Source organism: Citrobacter sp. LUTT5, from assembly GCF_009905315.1.
Lineage (GTDB): Bacteria > Pseudomonadota > Gammaproteobacteria > Enterobacterales > Enterobacteriaceae > Citrobacter > Citrobacter freundii.
In genome coordinates this window covers 565,563-584,830 of sequence record NZ_CP047606.1, presented here as the reverse complement: position 1 = coordinate 584,830, position 19,268 = coordinate 565,563, and the positions used below count along the sequence as shown (strand labels likewise).

The window sequence follows — 19,268 nt, the reverse complement described above, 5'->3', positions numbered from 1 at the left end:
GCGCCCTTCTTGTTAGCGTGTGACTTCCACTTTCGCCAGTTTTTCGTAGTAGCATGCGAGCGCGCTGTGATCGGCGGTGCCCAGCCCATCTGCGCGAAGCGCCTGCATCATCTCCATGACTGCAGCAGTCAGCGGCAACTGCGCGCCGACCCCATGAGAAGTGTCCAGCGCATTCGCCAAATCTTTGATATGCAGGTCAATACGGAAACCTGGCTTAAAGTTGCGGTCCATGACCATCGGCGCTTTCGCGTCCAGCACGGTGCTTCCGGCCAGTCCGCCACGGATCGCCTGATACACCAGATCCGGGTTCACACCCGCCTTGGTCGCCAGCGTCAGCGCTTCAGACATCGCCGCAATGTTCAGCGCCACAATCACCTGGTTCGCCAGCTTAGTAACGTTACCCGCGCCAATGTCACCGGTATGTACCACTGAACCAGCCATCGCTTTCAGCAAATCGTAGTACTTGTCGAAAATCGCTTTATCACCGCCAACCATCACCGACAACGTACCATCAATCGCTTTTGGCTCGCCGCCGCTGACCGGCGCATCCAGCATATCCACGCCTTTCGCTTTCAGCGCCTCGCTAATTTCACGGCTGGCCAACGGTGCAATGGAGCTCATGTCGATCAGCACAGTGCCCGGTTTCGCCCCTTCAATAATACCGCCTTCACCCAGCGCCACTTCCTTAACATGCGGAGAGTTCGGCAGCATGGTGATGATCACGTCGCACTGCTCAGCAATATCTTTCGCCGTGGCGGCGGTTTCTGCACCAGCGGCAATGACTTCCGCAATGGATTCCGGGTTACGGTCAGCAACCACCAACGAGTAACCTGCCTTGAGGAGGTTTTTACTCATTGGTTTACCCATGATACCGAGGCCAATAAAACCAACTTTCATTGTCATGTCTTTATCTCTCTCTCTACTGTCGATGGTGGTTATTTCTTAAAAGAATCAGCCAGTTTCTGCGTGGCTGAACGGAACACGCCAAGGTCGCTGCCAACAGCAACAAAGGTCGCGCCCCACTCCAGATAACGACGCGCATCCGCCTCTACCGGCGCCAGAATTCCGCTTGGTTTGCCATGTGCTTTCGCGCGGGCAAAAATGTGCTGGATAGCTTTCTGCACATCAGGATGTGACGCATTGCCGAGGTGGCCTAGCGCCGCAGCCAGATCGCTTGGGCCGACGAAGACACCGTCTACGCCTTCGGTCGCCGCGATGGCGTCAACGTTATCAACACCCTGCTGACTTTCGATCTGCACGATGATGGTGATGTTCTTATTCGATTGCGCAAAGTAGTCCGGTACGGTGCCAAACATATTGGCGCGATGGGAGACGGACACGCCGCGAATACCTTCCGGCGGATAGCGGGTCGACGCCACAGCGTTCACCGCCTCTTCTTGTGTCTCAATGAACGGGATCAGGAAGTTGTAAAACCCAATATCCAGCAGGCGCTTGATAATCACCGGCTCGTTGGTCGGCACGCGTACGACCGGCGCGCTGGCGCTGCCTTTCAGCGCCATCAATTGTGGGATAAACGTCGAGATATCGTTCGGCGCGTGTTCGCCATCCAGTACCAGCCAGTCAAAACCCGCCAGGCCTAAAACTTCGGTACTGATTGGGCTGGCCAATGCAGACCAGCAGCCAATCTGAATCTGTTGCGCCGCGAGGGCCGCTTTAAACTTATTCGGGAAAATCGTGTTATTCATCGCCTATACCTTTGTTTATTTCTGCAATTCCATACGTTTAATGTCACCGACAATAAACAGGTAGCAAACCATTGCCATCAGCGCCGAACACCCTACAAACATCAGCGCAGCATTAAATGAGTGCAGCTCGCTCACCAGATAACCAATCACCAGCGGGGTGACGATAGAGGCTACGTTGCCAAATACGTTAAATACCCCACCGCACAGACCGACGATTTCTTTCGGTGCAGTATCGGAGATCACCGGCCAACCCAGCGCGCCGAAGCCTTTGCCGAAGAACGCCAGCGCCATCAGCGCAACCACCAGAGTGGTGTTATCGGTGTAGTTACACAGAATAATGGTCGACGCGAGCAACATTCCGAGCACAATCGGCAGCTTACGTGCCAGGGTGATGCTGAAGCCACGTTTAATCAGATAATCAGAGAACACACCGCCGAGCACGCCACCGGCAAATCCGCACAGCGCAGGAATCGACGCCACCAGACCGACTTTCAGGATCGACATGCCTTTTTCCTGTACCAGGTAAATCGGGAACCAGGTAAGGAAAAACCAGGTGATAGTGTTGATAAAATACTGTCCGAAGAACACGCCAAGCATCATGCGGTTTGTCAGCAACTGCTTGATATAATGCAGTTTAGGACCACCTGATTTCACATCGCCGGGCTTTTTATGGTCCATATCCACGACCGCGCCGTTTTCAGAGATAAACTTCAGCTCTTCCTGCGACATACGCGGGTGATCGGTTGGGTTATGAATAAACTTTACCCACAGGCCGGTGAGCACAAAACCGATCACGCCCATCACGGTAAAGACGTGCTCCCAGCCCCAGGCAAAGGTCAGCCAGCCCAGCAGCGGCGAAAACAGCGCCAGGGAGAAATATTGTGCGGAGTTAAAAATCGCAGATGCCGTACCGCGCTCTTTCGTCGGGAACCAGGCGGCCACAATACGGGCGTTCGCCGGGAAGGACGGTGCTTCCGAGAAGCCCAGCATAAAGCGCATGATGAACATTGAAATACCCGCCCAGGCCAGCGGGAACATATCGACAAAACCCTGCAGAAAGGTGAACAGCGACCAGAAGAACAGACTGTAAGTGTAGACTTTCTTCGAACCGAACTTATCCAGCAGCCAGCCGCCAGGGATTTGCATCAACAGGTAAGCCCAACCGAAGGCGGAGAAAATGTAACCCATTGAAATGGCACTGAGCTGCAACTCTTTCGCCACTTCCGTGCCGGCAATAGATAGCGTGGCACGGTCCGCGTAGTTAACGGCGGTAACAATAAATATTATTAGCAATATTAAGTAACGGGTGTGCGTACCTTTCTTTTTCTCGACAACTGTATCCAGTATCATTCTAATTACCTCGGGTACATAAAAGTTTTTATTATTATTTGGCAGATATCCCTGGTGATAAATTACCGATAATAAAAACGTATAATAATTTATCAGACGCAATGAAACCGTGATTTAGTATAATCAGCAGCGCAACGTTAATCATTGTGCAAGCGCTCATTAAATATGCGTTATTAAATTAATGTTTTGGGCATATGCACACATGCATGGGCGCTAATCCACACATTTACGTATTGCTCCCCCTGCTGGCGTGGTCTTGCTGAGTTTAAGTGATCATTGTCACATTCTTCACGATAAACTCCTGACATTCTTATTTCACGATACCGAATCTTTATTACTGACAATGAGATTCAAAATATAAATATCCACACTATTATCACCACTTGTTGGAGAATACTGGACAATGGCCGACATCGAAATTAGACAAGAATCGCCAACGGCGTTTTATATTAAAGTTCACGAAACAGATAATGTGGCGATAATTGTCAATGACAATGGTCTGAAAGCCGGAACGCGTTTTCCGGACGGACTGGAACTCATTGAACATATTCCCCAGGGTCATAAAGTGGCGCTCGTGGATATTCCTGTTCATGGTGAAATCGTGCGTTATGGCGAAGTGATAGGCTATGCCGTTCGCGACATCCCCCGCGGCAGTTGGATTGATGAATCAATGGTTGAGCTGCCCAAGGCTCCGCCGCTGGAGACGCTGCCGCTGGCAACTAAAGTGCCTGAGCCGCTGCCGCCTCTCGAGGGTTATACCTTCGAAGGTTACCGCAATGCTGACGGTAGCGTTGGCACCAAGAATCTGCTCGGCATCTCCACCAGCGTGCACTGCGTGGCGGGCGTGGTGGACTATGTGGTGAAAATCATTGAACGCGATCTGCTGCCCAAATACCCGAATGTTGACGGTGTGGTGGGGCTCAATCATCTGTACGGTTGCGGCGTGGCGATTAACGCTCCAGCCGCCATCGTGCCCATTCGAACTATTCATAATATTGCGCTGAACCCTAACTTTGGCGGTGAGGTAATGGTCATTGGCCTCGGCTGTGAAAAACTGCAGCCAGAGCGCCTGCTGGAAGGTACGCACGATGTAAAAAGCATTCCGGTCGACAGCGCCAGCATCGTCAGCCTGCAGGATGAAAAACACGTCGGCTTTCAATCGATGGTTGCCGATATTTTGCAAGTGGCCGAACGCCATCTGGCAAAGCTCAATCAGCGCCAGCGTGAAACCTGCCCGGCATCAGAACTGGTGGTCGGCATGCAGTGCGGCGGCAGCGATGCGTTTTCCGGCGTGACGGCCAACCCAGCGGTAGGTTATGCCTCCGACCTGTTAGTACGCTGCGGCGCGACAGTGATGTTCTCCGAAGTCACCGAAGTACGCGATGCCATCCACCTTCTGACCCCGCGCGCGATTAACGAAGAGGTGGGTAAACGCCTGCTCGAAGAGATGGCCTGGTACGATAACTACCTGGATATGGGCAAGACTGACCGGAGCGCCAACCCATCACCGGGCAACAAGAAAGGCGGTCTGGCAAACGTGGTGGAAAAAGCGCTGGGTTCTATTGCGAAGTCGGGCAAGAGCGCGATTGTCGAAGTCTTGTCGCCGGGCCAGCGTCCAACCAAACGTGGCCTGATTTACGCTGCCACCCCCGCCAGCGATTTTGTCTGCGGTACGCAACAGGTTGCTTCTGGGATCACAGTACAAGTCTTTACCACCGGTCGTGGTACGCCGTATGGCCTGATGGCCGTGCCGGTGATTAAAATGGCGACACGCACGGAGCTGGCCAATCGTTGGTTTGACCTGATGGACATCAACGCCGGTACCATCGCTACCGGAGAAGAAACCATTGAAGACGTGGGTCTGAAACTGTTCGAGTTTATTCTCGACGTCGCCAGCGGACGTAAGAAAACCTTCTCAGATCAGTGGGGACTGCATAACCAGCTGGCGGTGTTTAACCCGGCGCCAGTGACCTGATTATCGAAACGAAAGCCAACGAAAAAACGGGGATTTGTCCCCGTTTTTGATGTCGATGCTTCAACAAATAAAGTGATAACGTTCGCATTTTAAGAGGTTTTTTTAAACATCTATTTTTTTCGATTCAAACCTACCAAATGAACCTAACGACATGAAATTAAAAGAAATAATACCACCATTGTTTTACGTTATATTTTCGTTTTGATAAAAGAGAAACCTACCGAAAGACGACCTTGTTTTAATGCGATAATCCCCTCTTTTTTACTGCTTTGACTTTCTCCGGTGTAAAACAGATTATTCATAGGCTGCTGTAATTTACCTCATAAGCATTCTGACCTGAATAAAGAGGGAAGTTATGTATACCCTGAATAAAAATAATGTCGCATTGGCTTGTCTTATTTCCTGTTTACTGGCAACTCCTGTCTTCGCGAGTGCTGAAGGCCAGTCGGACGCAAAGCCTGTTAAATTACGCTACACGTTATGGGACCGCAATCAACTCCCTGGCGAACAACAGCTCGTTAATGAATTTGAAAAAGACAACCCCGGAATTAAGGTCGAAATTGAACTAACTCCTTATGACCAGTATTTTATCAAACTCAGTTCAGCAGTCGGTGGAAATGTAGCACCGGATGTATTCTGGATGAACATGCCTAATTTCCAGCAATATGTGAAAAATGGCATGCTGGAACCACTGAGTAATTATCTGAAAGATAAATCAGCGCCGAAACTGGATGATTTTGTTAAAAGCTCAGTCGATGCCTACCAATACCAGTCGCAACAATATGCCATCCCAAGGGATATTGATGCAATTGCCGTCTGGTACAATAAAAAAATGTTCGATCAGGCTGGTGTGAGCTATCCCGATAAAAACTGGACATGGGACGATTTAAAACAAAAATCAGAGCAGTTGCGTAAAGGGCTGGATAAACAGTCTTATCCACTGGCAATGGAATTCAGCAGCGGACAGGATAGTTACTTTAACCTGCTATTACAGGCCGGGGATAAGATTGTACTACCTGAGGGCAAAACGGATGTTGCCAATGACAAAGCTATCGCCGTCTATCGCGATGTTCAAGGCATGCTGAACGCGGGACTAATCCAACCGCCAGGCGAGATGGAAGCCTCAGACGTCTTCCAGTCAAACCGGGTAGCCATGGTCTACGCAGGCTCATGGTGGGCATTACCCTTCTCTCAAAATGAGCTGATTAAGGATCACATCGGCGTAGTGCCAATGCCAAAAATGGCAGAGCAGGCAGGTGTATCCCATAGTCTGGCATTTGCTATGTCAGCCAAAAGTCAGCATAAAGATGCGGCGTGGAAGTTCATTGAGTTCATGAGTTCTGAGCATGCGCAGCAGACTCTGGCGACGGGAAAAGTCGTGATCCCCGCTAACCAAAAAGTGGCCAAAGAGTGGGCTGAAGGCTTTAAGGATATTGATGTTTCAGCCTATATCGATTCGTTGGCTTTCTCACATAAATATCCAACCGCGGGCTCCAATACCGCTAAGTGGAATAGCATTCTGAATGATGGCTTGAAAAAAGTGTGGACGGGTACTGACCCAGAGAAAGTCATGCCTGGTGTTGCTAAACGCGTTGAACGAGAAATGCAGAAATAATCCTGAGGGAGCCATGCTCCCTCTCGCTTTCGCCCGCGCAATATATTTTGGTTGCACAGTGAGCATCCCGGAGTCTGTATGAGCTATTCAGATGAAGCTGCATCCCCACAATTACCGGCCAGAGAGGTGCAAAAAAAATCCCTGACCAAGCTGGAAAAAGAAGAACGCTTCTGGGGATGGATAATGATTATGCCGTTACTGGCGGGGTTAATTGTTTTTTACTTTACTCCATTCTTCCAGAACGTTTTTTATAGTTTCACTGACCTGGGTGAGTTTCAGATCTGGACGACGATCAGCTTAGATAACTATATTAATTTATTCAGCGATGATGAGTTTCGTTCAGCAATATATAACACCTTGGCCTATGTTTTTATTTGCGTACCAATAATCACCGTTTTGTCATTACTGCTCGCAATTGGCCTGAATCAGGCGATTCGCGGTCAGTGGTTGTTTCGCACGCTGTTATTTCTGCCCGCTGTCACTATGCCTGCGGCCATTGCTATGGTCTGGCAGTGGTTGATGAACCGAAACTTCGGCTTAATTAATCAGATCCTGGCCTTTTTCGATCTTCCAGCCATCGGTTGGTTATCCGATCCCGATGTCGTCCGCCTGAGCGCTTCGTTGGTTATCATCTGGTCGGCTATTGCGCTGAAGATGATCATTCTGCTCGCTGGATTGCAGGGGATCCCCAAACAAATTTATGAAGCGATGTCGCTGGATGGCATCAGCAAATTGCGTGGATTCTGGTCTATTACCTTACCGCTAATGATCCCCACGCTGTTTTTCGTACTGGTGATCTCTTTTATCGAAACGCTGCAAATTTTCGATGTGGTTTATCTGCTGTTTGGCAGTTCATCCATGGTGGACGGTCAGACGATGACTATCGCCTATCTCTTCTATAAATACGCCTTTATCTACCATGAAAAAGGGTATGCCTCAGCGATCGCCGTGGTGATTTTCGTTATCACGATGGTCCTGACGCTGCTGCAAATATGGATTGGTAAACGACTTAAAGCACAGTGAGGCAACCACGATGTTCATGACTAAACGTGAAAAATGGCTAATTTACGGCTTGATGATCCTCGCGACGCTGGTAACTGTGGTTCCCTTCATCTGGATGATCATCACCTCTTTTAAAACCCAGGCAGAAAGCATCGCCTTTCCGCCGATCCTGCTACCTGCCAACCCAGGGTTTCAGGCTTACGGTAAAATCTTGCATGAAATGCCTTTTGGCAGCTTTTACTTTAACTCGATCGTCTCCACGTTGGTCATCGTCATTTTGCAGACGCTGATTGCGGCAATGGCAGCGTACGGTTTCTCCCGACTGCGTTTTAAAGGGCGAGATGTCCTGTTTATGATGTGTATTTCAATTCTGATGGTGCCCGGTCAGATCTTTTTAATCCCACAGTTTTTAACCGTTGAAAAAATCGGTTTGCTGAACTCAATTCCTGGACTGGTGCTACCGGGTTTATTCAGCATATATAGCGCCTTTTTATTGCGTCAGTTTTTTCTGTCAGTACCTAAAGAACTGGAAGAGGCAGCCATTATGGATGGGTATAACCATCTGACTATTTTCTTCAAAATTATGCTGCCATTAATTAAACCAGGGCTGATTGCCTGCGTCATTATTAACGGATTGTGGAGCTGGAATAACTTAATGTGGCCGCTGATCGTCAACACCTCCATGGATAAAATGACATTACCGGTGGGGTTAGCCTCACTTTCCGGACGCTCAGGCGTGGAATATCCGATGTTAATGGCGGGCGCATTGCTGGCGATTATCCCGATGTTGTTACTTTATATCTTCTTCCAGCGCTATTTTATTCGCGGCATCGCTGGTGCCGGAATTAAAGGATAAGGGGCAGTGTTATGTCAGGTATTCAATTACAGGCAGTAAGCAAAGTCTATCCCAATGGCTTTCAGGCGATCCATGGCGTTGATCTTGAAATCCACGATGGCGAATTCATGGTGTTTGTCGGGCCATCAGGCTGCGCCAAATCAACGCTGCTGCGCATGATTGCAGGTCTGGAAGATATCACTCATGGTCATATCGCAATCGGAGAGAAGTGCGTCAACGACCTGCTACCAAAGGAGCGAGGCGTTGCCATGGTCTTCCAGAATTATGCCCTCTATCCCCACATGACGATTTATAAAAATATGGCATTCAGTCTGTTAGGGAAAATGAGCAAAGAAGAGATTGATATCCGCGTACGGGAAGCTGCACACAAGCTGGAAATAGAGACATTACTCGATAAAAAGCCCGGCCAACTTTCGGGCGGTCAATGTCAGCGCGTTGCCGTTGGCAGGGCCATCGTGCGTAAGCCAGACGTTTTTTTGTTTGATGAGCCGCTTTCCAACCTGGATGCAAAGCTGCGTGTTTCAATGCGCGTGCGGCTGACAGAACTGCATCGACAACTGCGTCACGAAGGCGTGAGCGCAACCATGGTGTACGTCACGCACGATCAGATTGAAGCGATGACGATGGGAGACAGGATTTGCGTTCTTAATGGCGGTCGTATTATGCAGGTGGATACCCCAGGAAATATCTACCATCACCCCAGGAATAAATTTGTTGCTGGTTTTATTGGTAATCCGGCAATGAATATTATGCTGCTTGATATTGAACCCGGCACTCGTGGTCTGCGCCTGGCTGATAATTTAATCCTGCCATTAAATACACGCTTGAGTAACCTACTGGAGCAATATCCGCACTCCAGCGTCTGGTTCGGCATCCGGTCAGAGGCCATTCAGTTAGCCTCGCAGCATGACGTCTCTGCGTTCGATGCGCACATTACCAACGTAGAAAGGATGGGCAACGAAGACCTTCTGCATTTTGATATTGGTGAGCAACATATGATCTTACGTATTAACTCCTCACCCGACTGGGCCCCTCTTCCCGGCGAATCTATCAAAGTGAAATTTAATCTGGAAGCCGCCTTTTTGTTTGATAAAAAACATGAAGAAAATTTGGCCTGATCGTTATTCAGGCTAAGTGAAAAATGAGAGGTTTATATGTGTGCGAATAAAGTGACCGTATTAGTGGTAGGGGCTGGTGCGCGCGGAGAAATATATGCTCGCTATGCGCTTGAACATCCAGACAGAATGCAGGTAGTAGGCGTTGCTGAGCCCAGAGAGGCGTATCGCCAGCAGTTTGTCGCACAGCATATGATTGCCCCAAATAACGTATTTTGCGACTGGCAAGAGGCTGCGGCCCAACCCAAAATGGCCGACGTAGTACTTATTTGCACGCAGGATAATATGCACAAAGATCCTGCCGTGGCGTTTGCCAATCTCGGCTATCACATTCTGCTGGAAAAACCGCTCGCCCCTACGCCAGAAGATTGCAGGATCATTATTGATGCGGTTAAACGCAACAACGTATTACTGGCCGTCGCGCACGTCCTGCGGTACACCCGCTATACGCAAAAGCTGAAATCACTGCTTGATGATGGCGTAATTGGCGATATTGTCAGCATGCAGCATCTCGAACCCGTAGGTTACTGGCATCAGGCGCACTCGTTTGTACGTGGTAACTGGCGCAATGAAGCAGAATCGTCATTTATGTTATTGCAGAAATCCTGTCATGATTTGGACTGGATCCGCTACATCATGGGCGACAACTGCAAGGACGTAGGATCATTTGGCAGCCTGAGCCACTTTGTGAAAGAGAATCAGCCTGCTGGCGCCGCCGACCGCTGCCTTGATTGTCAGGTTGAAGCAACCTGCCCCTGGTCTGCCTGCAAAATTTATCTGGGTGAAAACCACAAATGCACTCCTCACTTCCGTCGGGTGCTGACTGCAGATCCCAGCGAAGAAAATGTCCGCCAGGCGCTGAGCGATGGGCCTTATGGTCGCTGCGTTTATCGTTGTGATAATGATGTGGTGGATCATCAGGTTGTTAACTTACGTTTTGCCCACCAGCAGACGGTGACCTTTACCATGACCGCATTTACCAAAATGGAAGATCGAAAAACGCGCCTGTTTGGCACCAGAGGTTATCTGGAAGGTGATGGCGAGCAGATCCGGGTGTTTGATTTCCTGACAGACAAAGAAACAGTGCATCAGATCGAGGAGATCGCCGCTGGAACACAAACCCAGATGGGGGGACATGGTGGTGGCGATTACTACCTGATGGATCGCTTTATCCATGCAGTGATGGCCAACGATCAAAATATGATCCTTTCTGGCCCGGATGAGTCACTGGAAAGTCACTTAATGGTCTTTGCCGCAGAACGCGCTCGCAAGGAAAACAGTCTGGTTACGCTGTGAAGCCGGAGGAGATGAGGCATGTTTTACGGTGTTGATATTGGTGGAACCAAAACTGAAATTGTCGCTTTTGATAAGGAAATGCAGGTTTGCTGGCGCAAGCGCGTCGCCACGCCAGTCCAGGATTATGAACTCTTTCTTTCGACCTTTACTTCACTTATTGATACCGCCGACTGGGCGACTGGAACGCAAGGAAAAATTGGCATCGGCATGCCCGGTCTTATGGACAGACATACCGGAAAATTACTGTCATCTAACGTGCCTTGCCTTACTGGACGCCAGGTGATGAACGATCTGGCCCACCGCCTCAATCGTTCGGTTGAACTGGACAATGACTGCTGCTGTTTTGCACTCTCGGAAGCCCATACCCAGCAGGCTCGCCAGTTCTCCAGAATTTTTGGTGCCATTATTGGCACCGGCATGGGTGGAGGGTTAGTCATTGACGGTCAGCTGTATCGGGGTCGCAACCGAATGGCCAGTGAGTTTGGCCATTTACCGCTTCCGGCAACGTTTATGCGTCGTTATCATTTACCGGAACTGAAGTGCGGCTGTGGCTTACAAGGGTGTCTGGAACGCTATCAATCCGGCCCCGGTTTACTGTGGCTCCACAAACACTTCAGTGGAGAACAACTCAAAATGGAGACCCTGCTGGAGCATTATCGTCATGGCAATACCAGCGCCGTTACTACCATAGAAGCATGGATTGATATGTTGGGTTGTACGCTGGCGCAATTGCAGTTGATTCTGGATGTCGATGCTTTTGTTCTCGGCGGTGGGGTTTCCAACATCGAAGAAATTTATACGTTGCTGCCGCAGGCCATGTCACGTTATTTGTTCCCAGGATTAGAACCTGCCCGCGTATTCCCGGCCATCCATGGCGCATCCAGCGGGGTTCGCGGTGCCGCATTGCTGCTGGTTGAACAGGGTACGCAGACCCACTAAAAAATTGCTGGCGGGAGAATCTCGCCAGCAATTTCAGTTATTCATCCGCAATCACCACATCCACCCCAAGCTGGATTAACGTCCGGTGATAATTTTCTGGGATCCCGCTGTCGGTAATCACCCGGTCAATCCCGCTGATTTCGCTAATCATACAGAAACTTTTGCGGCCAAACTTGCTGGAGTCAGCGACTACCGTGACCTCCTGCGCAACTTCACACATTACCTGATTCAGATGTGCTTCTCCCGGATGTGGCGTGGTAATTCCCGCTTCTAGGCAGAATCCGTCAACGCCTAAGAAAAGCTTATCAAACCGGTATTGCCTAAGCTGGTGTTCTGCTGAAGGGCCATACAATGAATAGACGCTTTGCCTGACGTTCCCTCCCAGAATCATGACGTCTACGCGCTCAAAATTCGCCAGTTCCCATGCAATGTTGAGCGCATTGGTCATCACCACCAGATCGCGGCGATTTTTTAACATAGGAGGAATGAGCGTGGTGGTCGAACCGGAATCGAGGATTAGCGTGTCACCATCTTTCACAAAGCTGGCCGCTTTTTCGGCAATACGCGTTTTCACATCTCGATTCAGCCGGTCCTTATCCTGCAAAGGCCGGTCAAGGGCAAAGTGCTGATTGAGAACCGCCCCGCCGTAGGAGCGCATGACACATCCCTTCTGTTCCAGATAACGTAAGTCGTTGCGGATCGTAACCGATGACACACCAAAATGGACGCTCAGTGGCTCGACACGAACGCTACCCTGATCGCATAGCAGATCAATTATTTGCTCGCGACGTCTTAAGTTATCCAGCATTTCTATTGCTCCATCAAATATTCATGTTGTTTTGTTTTAGCGCTTTAGCACTTTCGTTTTCTTTTGAATATATTACATCAGAAGCAATAAGGTGAATTTGTGCGCACTGGCCCAGCGTTGAATTTAACAAAAATTGACTATTTTCTTTCGTTTTAGCAAATCGAAACGAAGAAAACCGAAAAAATGAAAAGGTCAAAAGCGAGTAAGATGCGAGAAAGAGACGGGAAGCATGCAAAAAAACGAAAGCGAGCTACTAAAAAAGCTCGCTTATGGTTTGTTTTTGTTTAATTGAATGGGATCACATTTTTGAATTTTAGAGCGGGACTACTCAACAATGATCACTTCAACACCGCTGCGGCGTAGTTCCTGCAAGCTCTCCTCTGGGATGCCTTCATCAACAATGATGGTGTGGATCCTCTGGGTATCAATAATCTTATGCAGGCTGGAGCGGTTAAACTTCGTCGAGTCGGTAACGACAATGATACGTTCAGCCACTTCACACATCCGGCGGTTGAGACGCGCCTCATCTTCGTTGTGCGTGCTAACACCACGCTCTAAATCGATAGCATCAACGCCAAGAAACAGCATGTCGAAGTGATAATTTTGTAGCGACTGCTCAGCCTGATCGCCATAAAACGATTGTGACTGACGACGCAAATGACCGCCGGTCATCAGCAGCTCAACCCCTTCGGCTTCCAGTAGCGCATTGGCGACATTCATACCGTTAGTCATAGCAATGACATTCGTATGCTGGCGCATCAGGCGGGCAATTTCATAGGTCGTGGTGCCGGAGTCAAGGATCACGCGGTGTCCGGGTTGAATTAACTCTGCGGCGGCTCTGGCAATACTGCGTTTTACTGCCGTATTAAGTGAACTCTTATCTTCAACAGAAGGCTCCACAACAGGCGCATTGCTCTCGCATATTAGCGCTCCGCCATAGGCACGTACCGCAATCCCCTGCTTTTCCAGAAAGGCGAGGTCGTTGCGAATAGTGACCGTGGAGACGCCAAAAAATAAGGAAAGATCGTTAACCTGAACGCTTCCCTGTTGCCGTAACCGCTGGATGATCTGCTCACGTCTTTCGCTGGTGCCAATAACGCGCTTGTCTGCAGAGGACTCGGTGTTACTCATAAGAAATCCTTTAGTTGAACCTTTCGTTTTATTTCGTTTTGTCTATTAACGCCTTTCTTTTGCGCGAATGCAAGCCCCGCAAGCAGGGAAGAGCCGGACGAACTTACGCTGAAACCTTTCATTGTGTTTCTTTTGTGAAACAGATCGGAAAACTATTATCTTTCGTTTTATTTTTATAACACCATGATGCAGTATTAAATGAAACAAAACGAAAGATTGATGTCGCAGTAATCTGACCTGGAGAGGAAAGTGAAACATCTAACTAAAATGGTCGAGCAGCATAAACGGGGGAAGGCAAACGGGATTTATGCCGTTTGTTCCGCGCATCCAATCGTATTGGAAGCCGCAATACGCTACGCCCATGCAAACCATACACCGCTGTTGATCGAAGCAACCTCTAATCAGGTTGACCAGTTTGGCGGCTATACGGGTATGACACCAGCCGATTTTCGCAGTTTTGTCTGCCGCTTAGCCGACTCGCTTGATTTTTCTCAGGATATGCTGATTCTCGGCGGAGACCATCTCGGGCCAAACCGTTGGCAAAATCTGCCTGCGGAACAGGCAATGGCAAATGCAGACGATCTGATCAAGAGCTATGTCGCCGCAGGCTTTAAAAAAATCCACCTCGATTGCAGCATGTCTTGTGCTAACGACCCGGTTCCACTGACGGATGAAATTGTCGCTGAGCGCGCCGCACGTCTGGCAAAAGTCGCCGAAGAAACCTGTATGGCACATTTTGGCGAGTCTGACCTGGTCTATGTGATTGGCACAGAAGTGCCGGTTCCAGGTGGCGCTCACGAAACGTTAACCGACCTGGCGGTAACAACGCCCGATGCCGCACGCGCAACGCTTCAGGCTCACTATCACGCCTTTGAAAAGCACGGTCTGGAAGGTATCTGGCCGCGTATTATCGCCCTGGTGGTGCAACCTGGCGTTGAATTCGACCACACACACATCATTGATTATCAACCACAGAAAGCTGTGGCACTCAGCAAAATGGTGGAAGACTACGACACACTCGTGTTTGAAGCGCATTCTACCGATTACCAAACGCCACAGTCCTTGCGCCAACTGGTGATAGATCACTTCGCTATCCTGAAAGTGGGACCTGCGTTGACCTTCGCTCTGCGTGAAGCACTGTTTTCACTGGCCGCGATTGAAGAAGAATTACTGCCTGCAAAAGCTTGTTCAGGCCTACGACATGTGCTGGAAAGCGTGATGCTTGATCGCCCAGAGTACTGGCAGAGCCACTATCACGGTGATGGCAACGCACGCCGTCTGGCTCGCGGATACAGCTACTCCGATCGGGTTCGTTACTACTGGCCGGACAGCCAGATTGATGAAGCATTCGAACGTCTGGTACGTAACCTGGCGGATGACCCCATTCCACTGCCGCTGATTAGCCAGTATTTACCCTTGCAGTACGTAAAAGTGCGCGAGGGAGATCTCAGCGCCACGCCGCGAGAACTCATCATTAACCATATTCAGGACATACTGCAGCAATATCACTGCGCCTGCCTGGGTGCTCCAGCTCGTAACGCATAACAAAAAAGAGAAAAATACCATGCCAAACATTGTATTAAGTCGCATTGATGAACGTCTGATTCACGGTCAGGTTGGTGTGCAATGGGTCGGGTTTGCGGGGGCAAACCTGGTGCTGGTCGCTAATGATGAGGTGGCTGAAGATCCAGTGCAGCAAAACCTGATGGAAATGGTACTGGCAGAAGGGATCGCCGTACGTTTCTGGTCACTACAAAAAGTGATCGACAATATTCACCGTGCCGCCGATCGCCAGAAAATTCTGCTGGTCTGCAAATCGCCTGCGGATTTCTTCCGTCTGGTCGAAGGCGGTGTTCCTGTTAACCGTATCAACGTTGGCAATATGCACTACGCCAACGGCAAACAACAAATCGCCAAAACGGTTTCTGTAGACGCTGCCGATATTACGGCGTTCAACGGGCTCAAAGCCGCTGGAGTGGAATGCTTCGTTCAGGGCGTTCCAACAGAACCCGCCCAGGACCTCTATAAACTTCTCTGAGGGATTCACAATGGAAATCAGTCTGTTGCAGGCTTTTGCGTTGGGTATTCTCGCCTTTATTGCAGGCCTGGATATGTTCAACGGGTTAACGCACATGCACCGCCCGGTTGTTCTCGGGCCGCTGGTCGGCCTGATTCTGGGCGATCTGCATACCGGTATTTTAACAGGTGGTACGCTGGAACTGGTGTGGATGGGTCTGGCCCCGCTGGCTGGAGCTCAGCCGCCAAACGTGATTATCGGCACTATCGTGGGAACCACGTTTGCCATAACGACCGGAGTGAAACCCGAAGTTGCCGTAGGTGTGGCGGTACCGTTCGCCGTAGCAGTACAAATGGGGATTACCTTCCTGTTCTCTGTGATGTCCGGGGTGATGGCTCGCTGCGATCGCATGGCAGCGAATGCCGATACAGCCGGGATTGAGCGGGTCAACTATCTGGCGTTGCTCGCGCTGGGGACCTTCTACTTTTTATGCGCGTTCCTGCCAATTTACTTTGGCGCGGAACATGCCAAAACCGCGATAGATGTTCTGCCGACGCGTCTGATTGACGGCCTCGGCGTGGCAGGCGGCATCATGCCAGCTATCGGCTTCGCCGTACTGCTGAAAATCATGATGAAAAACGTCTATATCCCCTACTTCATCCTGGGTTTTGTCGCCGCAGCCTGGCTCAAACTCCCTGTGCTGGCAATCGCCGCCGCAGCACTGGCAATGGCGCTGATCGATTTTCTGCGTAAATCACCCGAACCTACAGCTCCCGCAGCACAAAAAGAGGAATTCGAAGATGGCATCTAATCAAACGGCTCTGCCGAACGTTTCCGAAACCGAAGAAACGCTGCTGTCCGGCACCAATGAAAACGTCTACGAAGACCAGAATATCGGTGCCGAGCTGACGAAAAAAGATATCAACCGTGTTGCCTGGCGTTCAATGCTGTTGCAGGCCTCTTTTAACTACGAACGTATGCAGGCATCAGGATGGCTGTACGGCCTGTTACCTGCTCTGAAAAAGATCCACACCAATAAGCGCGATTTGGCGCGTTCGATGAAAGGCCATATGGGCTTCTTCAACACACATCCATTCCTGGTCACGTTTGTTATCGGGATTATCCTGGCGATGGAACGCTCTAAGCAGGATGTGAACAGTATTCAAAGCACCAAGATTGCCGTGGGTGCGCCGCTTGGCGGTATCGGTGATGCCATGTTCTGGTTAACGCTACTGCCTATTTGCGGCGGTATCGGGGCCAGCCTGGCGCTGCAAGGCTCTATTCTTGGCGCAGTTGTCTTTATTGTTATGTTTAACGTGGTTCATCTTGGTCTGCGCTTTGGGCTGGCACACTATGCTTATCGAATGGGCGTTGCTGCCATCCCGCTGATTAAAGCTAACACCAAAAAGGTTGGACATGCGGCATCCATCGTTGGGATGACGGTGATCGGCGCGCTGGTAGCGACCTATGTTCGCCTGAGCACTACGCTGGAAATCACTGCTGGCGATGCAGTAGTGAAACTGCAAACAGATGTGATAGACAAGCTGATGCCTGCTTTTTTACCGCTGGTCTACACATTAACCATGTTCTGGCTGGTCCGCCGTGGCTGGAGTCCTCTGCGCCTTATCGCCATTACCGTGGTGCTCGGCGTCGTAGGTAAGTTCTGTCACTTCCTGTAAACATAAGGGGTTGTAGATGTTAGGTATTATTTTGACGGGTCATGGCGGGTTTGCCAGCGGAATGGAAAAAGCGATGAAACAGATTCTGGGTGAACAGTCACAGTTCATCGCCATCGACTTTCCGGAAACCTCAACCACCGCCTTACTCACATCGCAGCTTGAACAGGCGGTGAGTGAACTGGATGCGCAGCAAGACATCGTGTTTCTGACAGACCTGTTAGGCGGGACACCATTTCGCGTCGCTTCCACCCTGGCCATGCAAAGGCAAGGCACCGAGGTGATCACCGGCACTAATCTGCAACTACTGCTGGAAATGGTGCTGGAGCGCGATGGCCTGACCAGCGAAGCATTTCGCTTGCAGGCGCTGGAGTGCGGGCATCGTGGTTTAACTAGCCTGGTGGACGAACTGGGACGCTGTCGTGAGGAAAAGCCCGTTGAGGAAGGGATATGAGACAGCTACTTCGCGCCAGACGTCTACTGACCGAACGGGGCTGGCTGGACGATCATCAAATACACATTGAAGACGGTATCATTGCAGAAATAGAGCCAATCCCCTCCGGCGTTATGGTCCACGATGCAGAGCTGCTTTGTCCGGCTTACATTGATATCCACGTGCACGGCGGTGCGGGCGTCGATGTGATGGATGAAGCACCGGATACGCTCGACAAACTGGCGATGCACAAAGCACGTGAAGGGGTGGCCAACTGGCTACCCACTACCGTCACCGCTCCACTACCAGATATTCGCAAGGCGCTTGAGCGTATCGCCCATCGTTACCATTCCGGAGGACCCGGCGCACAGGTGCTGGGCAGTTATCTTGAAGGCCCGTACTTTACGCCGCAGAACAAAGGGGCGCACCCGCCTGAGCTTTTCAGGGAACTGGAACTCAGTGAACTGGATGAACTGATTGCGATTTCCCAGCAAACATTGCGCGTCGTTGCGCTGGCACCAGAAAAACCCGGTGCATTACAGGCCATCGAACATCTGAAGCAGCGCAACGTACGGGTGATGCTGGGACACAGCGCTGCTACCTGGGAACAAACCCGCGCGGCCTTTGACGCCGGTGCTGACGGACTGGTGCACTGCTATAACGGTATGACCGGCTTACATCATCGGGAGCCAGGAATGGTTGGCGCAGGGTTAACCGACCCTCGCGCCTGGCTGGAACTTATCGCTGACGGACACCATGTCCACCCAGCGGCCATGAAGCTCTGCTGCTGTTGCGCCAAAGACAGGCTGGTGCTGATCACCGATGCCATGCAGGCTGCAGGAATGCCAGACGGGCGCTATACGCTCTGCGGTGAGGAAGTGGAAATGCACAGTGGTATTGTGCGTACCGCTTCCGGTGGTCTGGCTGGTAGCACGCTCTCGGTTGATGCCGCCGTACGTAATATGGTCGAGCTCACCGGGATAACGGCAGAAGAGGCAATTCATATGGCCTCTCTCCACCCCGCACGTCTGTTGGGTATCGATCGCCACCTGGGATCGTTAGCAGTGGGAAAACGTGCCGACGCGATCGCGCTTAATAGCGGGCTGCATTTACAACAGACCTGGATTCAGGGTCAGGCTCTCCCCCTTTGACCTTTCATTTTGTCTCGTGTTGGCCTGCGATCTTCGATCGCAAGGCCTTTCTTTTCCTTTCGCTTGAGTAAATACCTAACCATCATTCAACAAGCGTACTTCTTATAGATCAATAAGATAATCGCCCCTTTCGTTCTCACGATCACAAATTTCGTTTTATTTCATTTTGGATCATTGCTCTTTCGGTTTCTTTCCTAT

18 protein-coding genes are annotated in these 19,268 nt (G+C 50.4%); 13 read left to right on the top strand and 5 right to left on the bottom strand.

The annotated features are described in order from the left end of the window. Positions 1 to 12: 12 nt before the first annotated feature. Genes garR through garP form a run of 3 tightly spaced genes read right to left on the bottom strand, consistent with a single transcriptional unit; the run spans position 13 to position 3,056 of the window. The gene (garR, locus tag GUC46_RS02870) at positions 13 to 903 is read right to left on the bottom strand and encodes a 2-hydroxy-3-oxopropionate reductase (protein WP_003024889.1); all 891 of its coding nucleotides are present in this window, start codon (positions 901 to 903) and stop codon (positions 13 to 15) included. A gap of 32 nt (positions 904 to 935) precedes the next feature. After that, positions 936 to 1,706 carry a 2-dehydro-3-deoxyglucarate aldolase gene (garL, locus tag GUC46_RS02865; protein WP_130715088.1) on the bottom strand — a complete coding sequence of 257 codons (771 nt, stop codon included), beginning with the start codon at positions 1,704 to 1,706 and terminating at the stop codon, positions 936 to 938. Between the two features lie 15 nt (positions 1,707 to 1,721). After that, entirely contained in the window at positions 1,722 to 3,056 is a 1,335-nt protein-coding gene (garP, locus tag GUC46_RS02860; RefSeq protein ID WP_003024898.1) for a galactarate/glucarate/glycerate transporter GarP, read from the bottom strand. A 403-nt stretch (positions 3,057 to 3,459) separates the two neighbouring features. On the opposite strand from garP, the gene garD reads away from it, so the two are divergent. The 7 genes from garD (at position 3,460) to GUC46_RS02825 (ending at position 11,854) form a co-directional block, all read left to right on the top strand. After that, the gene (gene garD, locus GUC46_RS02855; RefSeq protein ID WP_003024900.1) at positions 3,460 to 5,031 is read left to right on the top strand and encodes a galactarate dehydratase; all 1,572 of its coding nucleotides are present in this window, start codon (positions 3,460 to 3,462) and stop codon (positions 5,029 to 5,031) included. Between the two features lie 355 nt (positions 5,032 to 5,386). Then, positions 5,387 to 6,646 carry a sugar ABC transporter substrate-binding protein gene (locus GUC46_RS02850; protein WP_044701300.1) on the top strand — a complete coding sequence of 420 codons (1,260 nt, stop codon included), beginning with the start codon at positions 5,387 to 5,389 and terminating at the stop codon, positions 6,644 to 6,646. 78 nt (positions 6,647 to 6,724) lie between these two features. Continuing rightward, entirely contained in the window at positions 6,725 to 7,669 is a 945-nt protein-coding gene (locus GUC46_RS02845) for a carbohydrate ABC transporter permease (protein WP_130715087.1), read from the top strand. 10 nt (positions 7,670 to 7,679) lie between these two features. Next, complete coding sequence (locus GUC46_RS02840) at positions 7,680 to 8,504, top strand: carbohydrate ABC transporter permease (protein ID WP_130715086.1); 825 nt, start codon at positions 7,680 to 7,682, stop codon at positions 8,502 to 8,504. Between the two features lie 11 nt (positions 8,505 to 8,515). Then, a complete protein-coding gene (locus GUC46_RS02835; RefSeq protein ID WP_003024911.1) occupies positions 8,516 to 9,622 on the top strand; it encodes an ABC transporter ATP-binding protein in 1,107 nt (368 codons plus the stop codon). Between the two features lie 36 nt (positions 9,623 to 9,658). Beyond that, the gene (locus GUC46_RS02830) at positions 9,659 to 10,915 is read left to right on the top strand and encodes a Gfo/Idh/MocA family protein (protein ID WP_160179717.1); all 1,257 of its coding nucleotides are present in this window, start codon (positions 9,659 to 9,661) and stop codon (positions 10,913 to 10,915) included. Positions 10,916 to 10,933: 18 nt separating this feature from the next. Then, the gene (locus tag GUC46_RS02825; protein WP_049001689.1) at positions 10,934 to 11,854 is read left to right on the top strand and encodes an ROK family protein; all 921 of its coding nucleotides are present in this window, start codon (positions 10,934 to 10,936) and stop codon (positions 11,852 to 11,854) included. Positions 11,855 to 11,891: 37 nt separating this feature from the next. Here GUC46_RS02825 and agaR read toward each other — a convergent pair whose 3' ends face one another. Further along, a complete protein-coding gene (gene agaR, locus GUC46_RS02820; protein WP_003024920.1) occupies positions 11,892 to 12,662 on the bottom strand; it encodes a transcriptional repressor AgaR in 771 nt (256 codons plus the stop codon). A gap of 324 nt (positions 12,663 to 12,986) precedes the next feature. Then, positions 12,987 to 13,793, bottom strand: coding sequence for a DeoR family transcriptional regulator (locus GUC46_RS02815; protein ID WP_003024922.1), 807 nt, complete (start codon positions 13,791 to 13,793; stop codon positions 12,987 to 12,989). Between the two features lie 267 nt (positions 13,794 to 14,060). On the opposite strand from GUC46_RS02815, the gene kbaZ reads away from it, so the two are divergent. From kbaZ to nagA, 6 genes are read left to right on the top strand one after another with little or no spacing between them, the layout of a single operon-like run. Further along, a complete protein-coding gene (gene kbaZ / locus GUC46_RS02810; RefSeq protein ID WP_003024924.1) occupies positions 14,061 to 15,338 on the top strand; it encodes a tagatose-bisphosphate aldolase subunit KbaZ in 1,278 nt (425 codons plus the stop codon). Between the two features lie 19 nt (positions 15,339 to 15,357). Beyond that, on the top strand, positions 15,358 to 15,831 hold the full coding sequence (gene agaV, locus GUC46_RS02805) for a PTS N-acetylgalactosamine transporter subunit IIB (protein ID WP_003024925.1): 474 nt from the start codon (positions 15,358 to 15,360) through the stop codon (positions 15,829 to 15,831). Between the two features lie 10 nt (positions 15,832 to 15,841). After that, positions 15,842 to 16,621 carry a PTS N-acetylgalactosamine transporter subunit IIC gene (gene agaW / locus GUC46_RS02800; RefSeq protein WP_003839998.1) on the top strand — a complete coding sequence of 260 codons (780 nt, stop codon included), beginning with the start codon at positions 15,842 to 15,844 and terminating at the stop codon, positions 16,619 to 16,621. Continuing rightward, positions 16,611 to 17,489: a PTS N-acetylgalactosamine transporter subunit IID gene (gene agaE, locus GUC46_RS02795; protein WP_003024929.1), complete on the top strand. Its 879-nt coding sequence runs from the start codon at positions 16,611 to 16,613 to the stop codon at positions 17,487 to 17,489. Before agaW ends, agaE begins: the two co-directional genes overlap by 11 nt. A gap of 16 nt (positions 17,490 to 17,505) precedes the next feature. Next, positions 17,506 to 17,940 carry a PTS galactosamine/N-acetylgalactosamine transporter subunit IIA gene (agaF, locus tag GUC46_RS02790; protein ID WP_003024930.1) on the top strand — a complete coding sequence of 145 codons (435 nt, stop codon included), beginning with the start codon at positions 17,506 to 17,508 and terminating at the stop codon, positions 17,938 to 17,940. Continuing rightward, the gene (gene nagA / locus GUC46_RS02785) at positions 17,937 to 19,070 is read left to right on the top strand and encodes an N-acetylglucosamine-6-phosphate deacetylase (RefSeq protein WP_160179715.1); all 1,134 of its coding nucleotides are present in this window, start codon (positions 17,937 to 17,939) and stop codon (positions 19,068 to 19,070) included. Before agaF ends, nagA begins: the two co-directional genes overlap by 4 nt. Positions 19,071 to 19,268 lie beyond the last annotated feature (198 nt).